The sequence below is a fragment of the Roseburia sp. OF03-24 genome, from assembly GCF_003463035.1.
Taxonomy (GTDB): Bacteria; Bacillota; Clostridia; order Lachnospirales; family Lachnospiraceae; genus Roseburia; species Roseburia rectibacter.
The window spans coordinates 1-14,467 of the sequence record NZ_QSCK01000021.1; the positions used below are offsets into that span (position 1 = coordinate 1).

A 14,467-nucleotide genomic window follows, 5' to 3' on the forward strand; every position below is an offset into this window, starting at 1 on the left:
AAGGATTTCGAACCAAAAAGAAGAAATAAAATGTGCCGCCCTGATGGGCGGCATGTTTTTTTAAAAGGCAAGGTACAGATGATTACGTACTTACGATCAACCGACCGTACGGCATTTCCCTATCTTTCGTAAAGCGTATAATGATGTTTCTTAAGCAGTGCGACTGCCAGTGCTAACGATTCCCTGTCATACATTTCAAGTCTCAAGACACCGCCTTCAAATTCACGGTTATGAATGATGCCGATGTTTTTTATGCTTAAATTATTGCTTGCAAGGATCGTGGCGACGGTGGCGATCCCACCGGTCTCATCGATCAGATCTAAATATAATTCGTAAATATTCTTTAAAGCGCCTTTTGCCGTAATAGTGATAGAATCACGGTAATCTTTAGCGGCAGTAAAGGCATCTAACAGTGCAGGTGAATCTGCATCTGCGATATTGATCCGCATTTTCTCCAAAGTATGAATATAACTGTCCAATAATTTTAAAATCTGTTCCTGGTTGGACAGGCAGATATTTTCCCACATGACAGGAGAGGATGATGCAATTCGCGTGATATCTTTAAATCCTCCGGCTGCAATGGTTTTCATGATCTCATTTTCATCATCTGATTCACGAACCAGATTTACGAGACTGTATGCGATCACGTGCGGCAGATGGCTGATCGCTGCGGTAGCATAATCGTGCTGTTCGTATCCTAAAACAAGTGGAATCGCACCGAGAGAACGAACCAGTTCTGTCAGCTCTTCCACAGCGGGAGCAGGACTTTTATCGGTTGGTGTGATAATATAGTAAGCATTTTCCAAAAGTGTTTCTGAGGCATTAGAAAGACCGGTTTTCTCAGATCCCGCCATCGGATGCCCGCCAATAAAGTTAGCTTCAAGACCTAGCTTTTCTACTTCCCTGTGAATCTCTGTCTTGACGCTCCCGACATCTGTGATAATACAGTCCGGTGAGATCACATCTTTTAACTGTTGCAGATATTCGATATTTTTCCTGGTCGGAGTGCACAGAAAAATATAATCGCAGTCTGCAAAATCTTTCAGTTCACACGGTGTATTGTTTACGATTAAATGTTCTTTATAAGCGTCGGCAACCGTCTCGGTATGATGTGCTGTAGCGATCATTGTGAGTTCCGGATGAAGTGCATGCAGTTTCTTTGCAATGGAACCACCGATGAGTCCGAGTCCGATAAAGCCGATTTTCTGAAGTGACATATATGGAAATCCCCCTGTTAGATGTTAAAATTCTATTCTTATAATTCTTTACCTATCATAGACATAAATCACAAGAAAGTCAACACGTTAAAGTACAAAAGTGTATATTGCATAAAAAAATAATCAAAGTTTGGACGAAATGTGAACACTATGTAAACATTCCATGCAAATGGTAAAAAAATATTTAAAATGCATACATAATATATAAACAAATTTTGGGTAATATAAAAATAGTTAGTAAATATGAATAAATAAGTTGTAATAAACGTGTAAATTTAGTAAAATATAACCATACAGCGAATGCCGTTTCAGAGGTATCGACTAAAAAATATGTATTGGAGGATTTGCTATGAACGTTTACACAACTGACAAGATTCGTAATGTGGTTCTGCTTGGACATGGTGGATGTGGTAAAACAAGTCTCGCCGAGGCGATGGCTTATCTTGCGGGGATGACAACACGCATGGGAAAAGTTACCGATGGTAACACGATCAGCGATTATGACAAAGAAGAAATCAAACGTCATTTTTCCATCAACACAACTGTGATACCGATTGTCTGGGGTGATACCAAGATCAATATCCTTGATACACCTGGTTATTTTGATTTTGTAGGGGAGGTAGAAGAAGCAGTCAGTGCTGCGGATGCAGCAATTATCGTAGTATCCGGTAAGGCTGGCATTGAAGTCGGCACAAAGAAGGCATGGGAGTTATGTGAGACATACAAACTGCCGCGTATGGTATTTGTTACAGATATGGATATCGATGAGGCAAGTTACCGGCAGGTCGTAGAAGATTTACAGCAGCTATACGGCAAGCGGATCGCACCTTTCCATCTTCCGATCCGTGAAAACGGACAGTTCGTCGGTTATGTCAATGTATTACAACAGCGGGCAAAACGCTGGAAAGATAACGGCGAAGTGGAAAAGGTAGAAGTGCCGGAGTATTCCAAAGAGAATCTTGGTATCTGCAGGGAAGCATTGATGGAGGCTGTTGCGGAGACGAGTGAAGAATTTATGGATCGTTATTTTGGAGGGGAAGAGTTCTCCGAGGATGAGATCCGCCAGGCACTCCGTGTCAATGTATCCGATGGAAGCATCGTTCCGGTGCTGATGGGTTCGAATGTTCTTGCACGCGGCATGTATACACTGATGGTCGACATTGTAAAATATCTTCCGAGTCCGGAAAAACGTTCCTGCACCGGAATCAATGCAAAGTCCAACGAGGTATACAATGCAGACTATGATTTTGCAAAACCAAAATCAGCTTATATTTTCAAAACGATTGCAGACCCGTTTATTGGGAAATATTCATTGATCAAAGTTAATTCGGGAGTTATCAAAACAGATGATCTTCTTTACAACCAGCATAAAGATACAGAGGAAAAAATCGGAAAGATCTATGTACTCTGTGGCAATAAGCCGGAGGAAGTAAAGGAACTGCATGCGGGAGATATCGGAGCGTTAGCGAAGCTGACTAAAGCAGCTACCACAGATTCCCTTTCTACCAAAGCGAACCCGATTCTGTATATAAGAACACAGATCTCCATACCATATACTTATAAACGTTATAAGGCAGTCAACAAAGGAGATGAAGATAAGATCTCGCAGGCATTGCAAAAGCTGATGCTCGAAGATCTTACATTAAAAACAGTCAATGACAGTGAAAATGGCCAGACATTACTTTACGGTATGGGAGACCAGCACCTTGATGTTGTGGCAAGCAAACTGTTAGAGAGATACAAAGTTCAGATTGAACTGAAAAAACCAAAAGTAGCATTCCGGGAGACCATTCGTAAGAAAGCGGATGTGGAATACAAGTACAAAAAACAGTCCGGAGGTCATGGGCAGTATGGTCACGTCAAGATGACATTTGAACCTTCCGGAGACCTTGAAACACCATATGTATTTGAACAATGTGTTGTCGGTGGAGCCGTTCCGAAGAACTTCTTCCCGGCGGTGGAGAAAGGAATCCAGGAAGGCGTGCAAAAAGGACCGATGGCAGCTTATCCGGTGGTAGGAGTAAAAGCAGTTTTATATGATGGCTCTTATCATCCGGTAGACTCTTCTGAAATGGCATTTAAGGTTGCAGCACTTCAGGCATTTAAAAAAGGTTTCATGGAGGCATCACCGATCCTGTTAGAGCCGATCGCATCCTTAAAGGTTGTTGTACCTGACAAATATACAGGTGACATCATGGGAGACTTAAATAAGCGCCGTGGACGCGTACTTGGAATGAATCCGACAGAACACGGTTATCAGGAGATCGTAGCTGATATCCCATATATGGAATTATATGGATACAATACAGATTTACGTTCTATGACCGGTGGAAGCGGAACCTTTTCTTATGAGTTTGCAAGATATGAACAGGCTCCTTCTGATATTCAGGAACAGGAGATCGCAGAAAGAGCAGGCAAACTCGATAACACGGACAATTCATAAAAACTTCTTTGAAAAATAAAAGAAGCAAGTCTTCCCGGAAAGCAGAGCAAAAAACACAGACTGGCTGTAATACCGGCTGGTCTGTGTACAAAAAAGGGAGGAATGGGTATGCAGTTTGGCAGAAAAATTTGCAAAGAATTATTTGTAATTTTATATGTATTTATTTTTCTTGTAAGTGATCCAAAACTGGTTCGTGCCTGCAGTATTATCATACTCCCGAATGCTTCACAGGAGACCATTGCAAGTGATGATATCACATTAGACCTCTTTGCAGGAGAAAATCCATCGGAATATCATATTGTATATGAAGTAAATGGTGGCATTAACAGTAGTAATAATACAAAAAACATCAAAAAGGAAGAACTTCCGTTTACCTTGGATGTACCGGTTAAGATCGGATATAATTTTGCCGGCTGGTATGCAGATTGCAATTATTCCAGAAAAGTTACAACAATCGATGAGGACAGCCCTGCTAATATGGTGCTTTTTGCAAAATGGACAAAAAACATCGATAATCATTATAATGTAGAAATGTATTCTTACCAGACTGGCACGATCCGTGATAGCAGTCAGAAAGAGTTAAAGGAATGTTCTTATACTTTTTTGGATTCTCTTTCGATTCCGGGAATGCCTTCTACCAGAGAAAAAGATTATAAGGACAATTTGATCAGCAGTTCCAGCCAGTGTATGCAGGGACTTTGCTTCACACCGGATTATATTCTTATCACAGCCTATTCAGAAGATCGTAAAAATTTAGGCTCGTTAATGGTATTTGACCGTGAGAGTGGTGAATATCTTGTGACACTTGGCATGAAGAAAGAAAGTCATCTTGGAGGTATTGCTTTTGATGGTGAAAATGTCTGGATCTGCCATTCTAATTCCAATACATTAGAACGCATTTCCTATGAATATATCACAACAATTGCAAATGATGTACCGGGGTATTGTATTGATGCATCCGCTTTGTCAGATGAATATCGTCTGAAAAATACACCATCCTGCATTACCTGCTACGGCGGAAGACTCTGGGTTGCTACACATACCAGATTTTTTGATTCCGAAATGTATTCTTACAGTTACGATAAAGAAGCGGATAAACTGACAGCAGTCAGCAGTTATAATCTTCCAAGCAAGGTGCAGGGCGTGGCTTTTGATGATAATGGCTCTATTTATTTAAGTACCTCTTATGGAAGAAACAATTCTTCTTATTTGAAAGTTTATGCGTCTCTCCTTGCACTGGATAAAAAGCCAAATGATCCAAAGGTAAAAGTTGAGATGCCGCCTTGCTCAGAGGAAGTTGCGATTGCGGATGATACGGTATTTGTTTTATTTGAATCTGCGAGTGCAAAATATTTTGAGGGTACAGACGGTATGGGAAAAAGTCCGGCACCGATTGACAAGTTGTTAGAAGTGAGTGTTGCTTCAATCTGGTAAAACTAAATCAAACAGCAAGCAGATAGAAAAGGGATGGAGTGTTTCCATCCCTTTTGTCAGCTTTGTTTCCGTTCTTTCATAAGACGGATGATCTTATCCGCCTTATCCGCCTCTTCTTTCGACATGTTTTGTTTTAACAGGGCAATTAACATTTCTGTTTCCGGATCAGTAAACTGGATATTGTTTGTCTTTGCCGCATTCATGGTGCCAAGGAGAAATGGCATCATATCTTTAATATTTGTTGGCTTTTCTTTTGAAGCAAAGTTCATTAAAAACTGCAGTTTTTCGGGTGACATATTTTTCAACCCCGGATTATTCCAAAAATCATTTTCCATATTTTTCCCTTTCAAAAGATTTAAGATATTTTATGCAAAAATCGTCTCATATGTTTCCATCATGGAAATCATATTCGTAAGCATATCAAGTGTTTCGAGTTCCTTATCCGTACAGAATTTCCGGAGATCGTTCAGCATAGCAAGCGTGGAATTTTCTTCTTCGCTGACAGAGCACATAGACATGACTTTATCTTCCTGATTAAATACCTGGATGGTATTCTGTAATTCCATATATTTGATCAGAATGGCAAATTGTTTTTTCTGGTCGCCTTTCATATAAGGAATTGCTGTTTTTAACATCTGCAGTTCTCGGGTCTGTGTCATATTATCAAATGGCGTGAATGAATTTTGTTCCATAAAAATCTCCATTCTTGTGTGTGAAAAAAGTTTTTTTCACTCGAATGCCTTTTTCTTTCAGTTTATGAATCAGAAAAATAGATTATGTCAGCTATTATGCAGATTTTAGGATGGGTTTAGTGACGATGTCAGGCAGTCCGGCATAAAATAAACAGGGAGGAATAAAAATATGCTGATTATTGATGGGAATAGTGTTTATGAAATAGATGAAGAGTGTGCCAGGAGAAAGAAAGTCCCGAAAGAATGTGGAATTTATGAGAAGATGATACAACAGAAGAAATGGGAAAAAGATCAGGAATATACAGATAAAAATCAGAAAGAAAAATACTCATAATATCGATGATCTATGAATCAGGAACGAATCCTGCCCGGAGGGCAAAAAACGTCTCGCCTGTAACGGGCAGAGACGTTTTTGGTATAAACAATAGAATGATACAGGGCGACCGGCAATACCGGTCGCCTGTATGGAATGAATGCTCAGACTAGCAGAAGCATCCTCCGCCATTTCCACCACATCCGCCGCAGCAGAAGAGAAGCAGGATGATCCACAGACAGTCATTACTGCCTCCACAGCCATTATTTCCACCACAGAATCCGCCGTTACCGCCACAGCAGCATAATAAGATGATGATCCAGAGAATGGAGTTGCATCCTCCCTCGTTACAGGAACATCCACCACCACAGTTTGTTGCAGCTAAATCACTCATATAAAACCTCCAGAAATTTTTCTTACACTGTATCTTATGTGAAAGCCAGATAAGTGTTACAAATCTGAAAAAATTTTCTGTTAGGTTTAAAGGAATATACAGGATGCATATTTTAACATATTTATAACTGCAAGTTATAGAAAATATAAAATTTTATGCCTTGACAAATAAGAGAGGAAATGTGTAGAATATAGAAAAAGTATAATTGTATACAATTATGCATGAAAAAATATTCACTCTAAAAGTAAAAATATGCATTCATGGCGTGGAGTCATGGCAGAAAGAAGGATTTACGTTATGAGAGAAGTTGTAATGAATAAGAAAACGAATCTGCTGCAGCTTGAAGAGCATTTTTATCAGTTAGCAGATGTGAAAGAACCAAATGTATTCCATAATCTGTTCCCGTATGATGAGATCCCAAAGATCGCATTCAATGACCGAATTGTACCACATAATATGCCTGAAAATATCTGGATCACAGATACGACATTTCGTGATGGACAGCAGTCAAGGGCACCTTATACAACAGAACAGATCGTGACGATCTATGATTATCTGCATCGCCTGGGTGGACCGAAGGGTCTGATACGACAGAGTGAATTCTTTTTATATAGCAAAAAAGACAGAGATGCCGTCTATAAATGTTTAGAGCGCGGTTATAAATTTCCGGAAGTTACAAGCTGGATTCGGGCAAGCAAACAAGACTTCCAGTTAGTAAAAGATATCGGTCTGCGTGAGACAGGTATTCTGGTAAGCTGCTCGGATTATCATATTTTCTATAAAATGAAAATGACAAGAAGAGAGGTCATGAATCTTTACCTGAGTGTCATCCGTGAGTGTTTGGAAACAGGTATCAGTCCACGCTGTCATTTGGAGGATATCACAAGATCTGATATTTACGGTTTTGTAATTCCGTTCTGTGTGGAGCTTATGAAGCTGATGGATGAATATAAGATTCCAATCAAGATCCGTGCCTGCGATACTATGGGATATGGAGTGAATTTCCCTGGTGCTGTGATTCCGCGAAGTGTACCGGGTATCATTTATGGTCTGACCACACATGCAGGTGTACCTTCTGAACTGATCGAATGGCATGGTCATAATGATTTCTATAAAGCAGTTAATAACTCTACGACGGCATGGCTTTATGGAGCCAGTGGTGTCAACTGCTCCCTGTTCGGTATCGGAGAGCGTACCGGTAACACACCGCTTGAGGCTATGGTTTTTGAATATGCACAGTTAAAGGGAACACTCGATGGTATGGATACCACAGTGATCACAGAGCTGGCGGAATATTTTGAAAAAGAGCTTGGATATGTGCAGCCGAGCCGTACACCGTTTGTCGGCAGTAATTTTAACGTTACAAGAGCTGGAATCCATGCGGACGGACTTCTGAAAAATGAGGAGATCTATAATATTTTTGATACCGGAAAATTCTTAAACAGACCGCCATTAGTATCTGTTTCCAACACATCCGGTCTTGCAGGAATTGCTCTCTGGATCAACTCATATTATCATCTTCCGAAAGATAAGAGTGTCGATAAGAACTCAGAACTTGTAAAAAAAGTAAAAGTCTGGGTAGACAAGCAGTATGAGGATGGACGTGTTACGGTACTGACGGATAAGGAATTAGTAGAAGAAATTGAAAAATGCTGTAAGGAATTAAATGTAACAATAGGAGCATGAGGTGTCATATATGGGAGAGGATAATTATTCCTTAAGTTCCCGTGTGTTCCATACGATCCGTGAGAATATTTTATCCGGAAAATATGCGACAGACGAAGAACTGAAGGAAAAAAATATCGGCGAAGAGTTAGGCGTCAGCCGTACTCCGGTGCGTGAGGCGCTCCGCCAGCTTGAACTGGAAGGATTAGTCACCATCATTCCGAATAAGGGTGCTTATGTTGTAGGTATTTCCAAGAAAGATATTCAGGATATTTACGAGATACGGTCACGTTTGGAGGGACTGTGTGCAAAGTGGGCTGCGGACAATATCACAAAAGAGCAGTTAGATGAACTGGATGAAAATATATATCTGTCTGATTTCCATGCAGCAAAAGGAAATTCAGAACAAGTCGTGGAATTAGATAACCGTTTCCATGAAATTTTATATAACGCTTCTGACAGTAAAGAGCTGAAACATGTGCTGCTTGATTTTCATCATTATGTGCAGCGTGTACGTAAAATCACACTTGCAGATCCAAAACGTTCTGTGCAATCGAATCAGGAACACAGACAGATTGTGGAAGCATTAAAAAAACATGATGCCAATCTGGCAGAAAAACTTGCAAATGAGCATATGATGAACACCATTCACAATATGGACAATTACGGATGGGACAATTTATTTCAATAGAAAAGGAGAACATAATGGAAAAAATCAAAATGACAACACCACTGGTAGAGATGGACGGAGATGAGATGACAAGAATCCTCTGGAAAATGATCAAAGATGAATTACTTCTGCCGTTTATTGATTTAAAAACAGAGTATTATGATCTTGGATTAGAGCATCGTAATGAGACAAATGATCAGGTTACCGTTGACTCTGCCAATGCAACAAAGAAATACGGTGTTGCTGTAAAATGTGCAACGATCACACCAAACGCAGCACGTATGACAGAATATAATTTAAAAGAAATGTGGAAAAGCCCGAATGGTACGATCCGCGCCATGTTAGATGGAACGGTATTCCGTGCACCGATCGTTGTAAAAGGGATCGAGCCATGTGTAAAGAACTGGAAAAAACCGATCACGATCGCGCGTCATGCATATGGCGATGTATATAAAGCAACTGAGATGAAGATTCCTGGAGCAGGCAAATGTGAGCTGGTATATACAGCGGAAGATGGTACAGAGACGAGAGAACTGATCCACAACTTTACCGGAGCAGGCGTTGTTCAGGGACAGCATAACCTTTGCAATTCCATTGAAAGTTTCGCAAAAAGCTGTTTTAATTATGCGCTGGATACAAAACAGGATCTGTGGTTTGCAACAAAGGATACGATTTCAAAAAAATACGATCATACCTTTAAAGACATTTTTCAGGAAATCTTTGATGCAGAGTACAAAGAAAAATTCGAAAAAGCAGGTATTACCTATTTTTATACATTGATCGATGATGCAGTTGCACGTGTAATGAAGTCTGAGGGTGGTTATATCTGGGCATGTAAAAATTATGATGGAGATGTCATGAGTGATATGGTTTCAAGTGCATTTGGTTCACTTGCCATGATGACTTCTGTATTAGTTTCCCCGGATGGATATTATGAATATGAAGCTGCACATGGAACGGTACAGCGCCATTATTACAAACACTTAAAAGGTGAGGAGACATCCACAAACTCTGTTGCAACTATTTTTGCATGGACAGGTGCACTTAAGAAACGTGGAGAACTTGATTCTAACCAGGCATTATCTGATTTTGCAGAAAAACTTGAAAAGGCTTGTATAAAGACCATTGAAGATGGTAAAATGACAAAAGACCTTGCGCTGATTACTACAAATCCGAATCCGGTTGTATTAAACAGCGAAAATTTCATCAAGGCAATCAGAACAACATTAGAGGAAAGTTTAAAATGATTTTGTCATGTCAGAGTATCTCAAAGTCTTTTGGAACAGATGAGATCTTAAAAGATGTAAGTTTTCATATTGAAGCAAACGAAAAAGCAGCGATTGTCGGCATCAATGGTGCCGGCAAGTCTACGCTGCTTAAAATTATTATGGGCGAAGAAACGTCCGATACCGGTGAAGTGATCCTTGCAAAAGATAAAACAATCGGTTATCTGGCACAGTATCAGGATGTATCGGGGCACAGAACCATTTATGACGAAGTTCTTAATGCAAGAGCTGACATCCTTGAAATGGAACAGAAACTCCGCAATATGGAGTCAGAAATGAATCAGCAGACCGGTGGGGAACTGGAAAAACTGATGGAGGTTTATCATCGTCTGAGCCACGAATTTGAACTGCAGGGCGGATATGCATACCGGAGTGAAGTAACCGGTATTTTAAAAGGACTTGGTTTTTCGGACGAAGATTTAACAAAACAGATGAATGAATTGTCCGGAGGACAGAAAACCAGGGTTTCGCTTGGCAAACTCTTAGTCACAAAGCCGGATGTATTACTTTTAGATGAGCCGACAAACCATCTGGATATGGAGTCGATCCGCTGGCTTGAGAATTTTCTGCGGGCTTACAAAGGGGCTGTTGTGATCGTAGCACATGACCGTTATTTTCTGGATCGCGTTGTCACAAAAGTTGTAGAGATTTTCCAGCATAAAGCGTATGTATATCAGGGAAATTACTCGGATTTTGCGAAGAAGAAAGCAAAAGTCCGTGAAGATCTGTTAAAACAATATTATAATCAGCAGCGTGAGATCAGACATCAGGAAGAAGTTATCACAAAGTTAAAATCGTTTAACCGTGAAAAATCCATCAAGCGTGCGGAGAGCCGCGAAAAGATGTTAGACAAGATAGAACGTATTGAAAAACCGGTTGAGGACAATACAGACATTAAGATCGTGTTAGAGCCAAATGTGGTCAGCGGAAATGATGTCCTTACGGTGTCAGGTCTTGCAAAATCATATCCGCCGGTTACATTGTTTTCGGATATCTCATTCGAGATTAAACGTGGGGAGCGGGTAGCACTGATCGGCAATAACGGAACCGGGAAAACGACCATCTTAAAGATCATCAATAATCTGATACAGGCAGATGGTGGTACGGTAACACTTGGTTCGAATGTTCACATTGGATATTACGATCAGGAACATCAGCTTTTACATATGGAAAAAACCATATTTGAAGAGATCTCAGATGCTTATCCAGAGCTGAACAACACAAAGATCCGCAATGTACTGGCAGCCTTTTTATTTACAAATGATGATGTGTTTAAGCGGATCTCAGATTTAAGCGGTGGTGAAAGAGGCCGTGTCTCTCTGGCAAAACTGATGCTTTCAGATGCTAATTTTCTTATTTTAGATGAGCCGACAAACCATCTGGACATTACATCCAAGGAAATTTTGGAATCTGCATTAAACCAGTATACAGGAACGGTATTTTTTGTTTCACATGACCGCTATTTTATCAATCAGACAGCAACAAGAATCCTGGAGCTGACAGGTGAAACAATTGTAAATTATATCGGAAATTATGATTATTATCTGGAAAAACATGATATTATGACGCAGTTGTATGTGAAACAGCCAGAAACTTCAGATGTGCAGCCTAAGAAACAGGATGATGCCGTTAATAAGCTCGACTGGCAGGCACAAAAAGCAGAGCAGGCAAGGATTCGTAAAATTGAAAACAGTTTAAAAAAAGCCGAGGAAGAGATTGCCGCACTTGAAAGTGAAATAAGCATGATCGATGAAGAATGTGCAAAGCCGGAAAACGCAGTTAATTCCGCAAAATTAAATGAGCTTGCAGCAAGACAGCAGGAGTGCAGGGAACGACTGGAAACCTGCTATGAAACCTGGGAAGAGCTGTCAATGCAGTTAGATGGAACTGATTGATGATATTTCCTGACAAAACAGAAAATATCTTATTGAAAAAAAGATAGTTAAATTTTTCACACATTGACAGACACAGGGGAAATCACTATAATAAACGAGAGAACGTAAGAAAGGTGGAACCTTTTGTGCAGGAAAAAGAAATATCACAGGCAGTTATCCGGAGAATGCCGCGTTATTACCGCTACCTCGGAGAACTCTTAGATGCCGGTGTAGAACGTATATCATCCAATGATCTGAGTAAACGAATGAATGTGACTGCATCCCAGATCAGACAGGATCTGAATAATTTTGGTGGTTTTGGCCAGCAGGGTTATGGTTATAATGTAAAGTTTTTATATGAGGAAATCGGTAAGATATTAGGTTTAAATGAAAGACACAATATTATTGTGGTGGGTGCAGGTAATCTTGGACAGGCACTTACAAACTATGTGAAATTTGAAAAACTTGGTTTTGTGATCATAGGACTGTTTGATGTAAATCCTGCATTGGACGGTGTGACCGTGCGTGGAATCAAAATCCGCATGCTGGATGAATTAGAGAGTTTCTGTGCAGAAAATCAGGTGGATATTGCGGCGCTTACTATGCCAAAGGAAAAGGCTGATGCCATTGCAAACAGACTAGTCGGACTTGGAATCCGCGCAATCTGGAATTTTGCGCATGTAGACCTGGAGCTCATTGATAAAAATGTTGTTGTAGAGAATGTACATCTTTCCGACAGTTTGATGCAGTTATCTTACAACATTGTCAGAAACAAAAAAGCAGAAGAAAACGGCAACTGAAAAGGGTGCCATAAATTCAGGAAGCAATTAGCTGCCGCACAGATCTTTGTGCGGCGTTTTTTGCTTATAACAGGGGGCTTATTATCATGAAGTATCTTGTAAACAGCAGGGAAATGCAAAAATATGACGCAAATACCGTTTCACATTTTAAGGTTCCGGGACTTCTTCTGATGGAGCGTGCAGCAATAACATTTGTAAATGAACTCCATAAGCAAAAGGTCGATCTCTCAGAAGTTCTTATCGTATGCGGCAGCGGAAATAATGGTGGAGATGGTCTTGCGATCGCCCGCCTTTTATTTCTGGAGGGACATACTGTTACAGTTGTTTTTGCTGGAAATAAAGATCATTGCTCGGAGCAAAACAGAATCCAGCAGGATATTTTAAATGCATATGGTGTTCCTGTCTATACGGATTTACCGGAACAGATCAGACCAACAACTGTCATAGATGCACTATTTGGTGTAGGGTTGTCGAGAGACGTGACTGGTACTTATGCAGATATATTATGTTGTATGAATACACTTCCGGGAGAAAAAGTGGCAGTGGATATTGCATCCGGAATTTCTGCAGATACAGGTGCTGTCCTTGGTATGGCATTTCGTGCAGATATCACGATCACATTCGCATTTGCGAAATTAGGCAGTATTCTCTGGCCGGGAAATGAATATGCCGGCAGAGTGATCGTATGTGATATCGGTATCACGAAAGAAAGCTGGCTGGGAGAGACACCGTCAGTAATGGCATTGGAAACGAAAGATTTATTGCTGCTCCCGGAGAGAAAAAGTCATTCTAATAAAGGAAACTATGGAAAACTTTTGCTGATCGCAGGAAGTGTCAATATGGCAGGGGCGGCAGTTTTATCTGCAAAAGCTGCTTACGCCACAGGATGCGGTCTGGTGCGTGTGCTGACGCCGGAAGAAAACAGGATTATTTTACAGAGCTGTGTTCCAGAGGCGGTTCTTACTACTTATGATAAAAATGCTGCTCCGGGGAAGGCTGTATTACAGGAGGCTTTTGATTGGGCAGATGCCATTGTGGCAGGTCCCGGGCTTGGGAAAGAAAAAACTGCTGCACAGATATTAAATTTTGTGTTAGAATATGGAACGTCACAGGAAAAGAAAGCAATTCTTTTTGATGCGGATGCGTTAAATCTGATAGCAGAGCAGAATGACTTACCAGAGGCAGATATCTGGAAAAATTTTAAAATCCCGGCAGTGATCACACCTCATCCCGGAGAGATGAGCCGGCTTACCGGAAAAACAGTCAGTGAGATCCAGCATCATTTACTTCAGACTGCTGCGGATTATGCAAAAGAATATCACGTTGTATGTGTCTTAAAAGACGAACATACCGTAACTGCACTGCCGGATGGTAAAAAATACCTGAATCTTTCCGGCAATTCCGGAATGGCAACAGCAGGAAGCGGAGATGTGTTAAGTGGTGTGATCGGTACATTTATGGCACAGAAAATAACACCTTACCAGGCGGCTCCTCTTGGGGTATATCTTCATGGCCTGTCCGGTGATCTTATGATACGCACAACGGGGTTACAGGGGCTTACAGCCTCAGATCTGATCTGTGGTATTAAAAAAGTTCTGAATATTTATACTACAAAGCCGGTCGATAATGAACAAAAATTCGTTGAATAAAAAACGGTACACAAAATAGATGGAGGATCA

At 40.5% G+C, this 14,467-nt stretch carries 13 protein-coding genes; 9 read left to right on the forward strand and 4 right to left on the reverse strand.

Annotated features, from left to right (window positions below; genetic code table 11):
* Positions 1–119 precede the first annotated feature (119 nt).
* Positions 120–1,217, reverse strand: a complete 1,098-nt coding sequence (locus tag DXA60_RS11565; protein ID WP_117921363.1) for a prephenate dehydrogenase — start codon at positions 1,215–1,217, stop codon at positions 120–122.
* A 349-nt stretch (positions 1,218–1,566) separates the two neighbouring features.
* Here DXA60_RS11565 and DXA60_RS11570 point away from each other — a divergent pair, with 349 nt between their 5' ends.
* Positions 1,567–3,660 (forward strand): elongation factor G, encoded by a 2,094-nt coding sequence (locus tag DXA60_RS11570; RefSeq protein ID WP_117921365.1) that lies wholly within the window; start codon positions 1,567–1,569, stop codon positions 3,658–3,660.
* A 108-nt stretch (positions 3,661–3,768) separates the two neighbouring features.
* Positions 3,769–5,094 carry an InlB B-repeat-containing protein gene (locus DXA60_RS11575; protein ID WP_241070672.1) on the forward strand — a complete coding sequence of 442 codons (1,326 nt, stop codon included), beginning with the start codon at positions 3,769–3,771 and terminating at the stop codon, positions 5,092–5,094.
* A gap of 56 nt (positions 5,095–5,150) precedes the next feature.
* Here DXA60_RS11575 and DXA60_RS11580 read toward each other — a convergent pair whose 3' ends face one another.
* Together DXA60_RS11580 and DXA60_RS11585 are read right to left on the reverse strand one after the other, a co-directional pair.
* Positions 5,151–5,429, reverse strand: coding sequence for a hypothetical protein (locus DXA60_RS11580; protein ID WP_117921369.1), 279 nt, complete (start codon positions 5,427–5,429; stop codon positions 5,151–5,153).
* 30 nt (positions 5,430–5,459) lie between these two features.
* Positions 5,460–5,786 carry a hypothetical protein gene (locus DXA60_RS11585; protein ID WP_117921370.1) on the reverse strand — a complete coding sequence of 109 codons (327 nt, stop codon included), beginning with the start codon at positions 5,784–5,786 and terminating at the stop codon, positions 5,460–5,462.
* A gap of 169 nt (positions 5,787–5,955) precedes the next feature.
* Here DXA60_RS11585 and DXA60_RS18880 point away from each other — a divergent pair, with 169 nt between their 5' ends.
* Positions 5,956–6,120 carry a hypothetical protein gene (locus DXA60_RS18880; RefSeq protein WP_243006863.1) on the forward strand — a complete coding sequence of 55 codons (165 nt, stop codon included), beginning with the start codon at positions 5,956–5,958 and terminating at the stop codon, positions 6,118–6,120.
* A 148-nt stretch (positions 6,121–6,268) separates the two neighbouring features.
* Here DXA60_RS18880 and DXA60_RS11590 read toward each other — a convergent pair whose 3' ends face one another.
* The gene (locus DXA60_RS11590) at positions 6,269–6,493 is read right to left on the reverse strand and encodes a chorion class high-cysteine HCB protein 13 (protein WP_117921372.1); all 225 of its coding nucleotides are present in this window, start codon (positions 6,491–6,493) and stop codon (positions 6,269–6,271) included.
* Positions 6,494–6,790: 297 nt separating this feature from the next.
* Between DXA60_RS11590 and DXA60_RS11595 the strand changes: the two genes are divergently transcribed.
* The 6 genes from DXA60_RS11595 to DXA60_RS11620 all read left to right on the forward strand — a co-directional run bounded on the left by DXA60_RS11595 (position 6,791) and on the right by DXA60_RS11620 (position 14,437).
* Positions 6,791–8,179, forward strand: coding sequence for an isopropylmalate/homocitrate/citramalate synthase (locus DXA60_RS11595; RefSeq protein WP_015560518.1), 1,389 nt, complete (start codon positions 6,791–6,793; stop codon positions 8,177–8,179).
* A gap of 10 nt (positions 8,180–8,189) precedes the next feature.
* Complete coding sequence (locus DXA60_RS11600) at positions 8,190–8,849, forward strand: GntR family transcriptional regulator (protein ID WP_117921374.1); 660 nt, start codon at positions 8,190–8,192, stop codon at positions 8,847–8,849.
* Positions 8,850–8,863: 14 nt separating this feature from the next.
* On the forward strand, positions 8,864–10,075 hold the full coding sequence (locus DXA60_RS11605) for an NADP-dependent isocitrate dehydrogenase (RefSeq protein WP_117921376.1): 1,212 nt from the start codon (positions 8,864–8,866) through the stop codon (positions 10,073–10,075).
* A complete protein-coding gene (gene abc-f / locus DXA60_RS11610; RefSeq protein WP_117921378.1) occupies positions 10,072–12,009 on the forward strand; it encodes a ribosomal protection-like ABC-F family protein in 1,938 nt (645 codons plus the stop codon). The genes DXA60_RS11605 and abc-f overlap by 4 nt, the downstream gene beginning before the upstream one ends.
* Positions 12,010–12,134: 125 nt before the next feature.
* Positions 12,135–12,788: a redox-sensing transcriptional repressor Rex gene (locus DXA60_RS11615; protein WP_117921481.1), complete on the forward strand. Its 654-nt coding sequence runs from the start codon at positions 12,135–12,137 to the stop codon at positions 12,786–12,788.
* 86 nt (positions 12,789–12,874) lie between these two features.
* Positions 12,875–14,437, forward strand: a complete 1,563-nt coding sequence (locus DXA60_RS11620) for an NAD(P)H-hydrate dehydratase (protein WP_117921380.1) — start codon at positions 12,875–12,877, stop codon at positions 14,435–14,437.
* Positions 14,438–14,467: the final 30 nt, after the last annotated feature.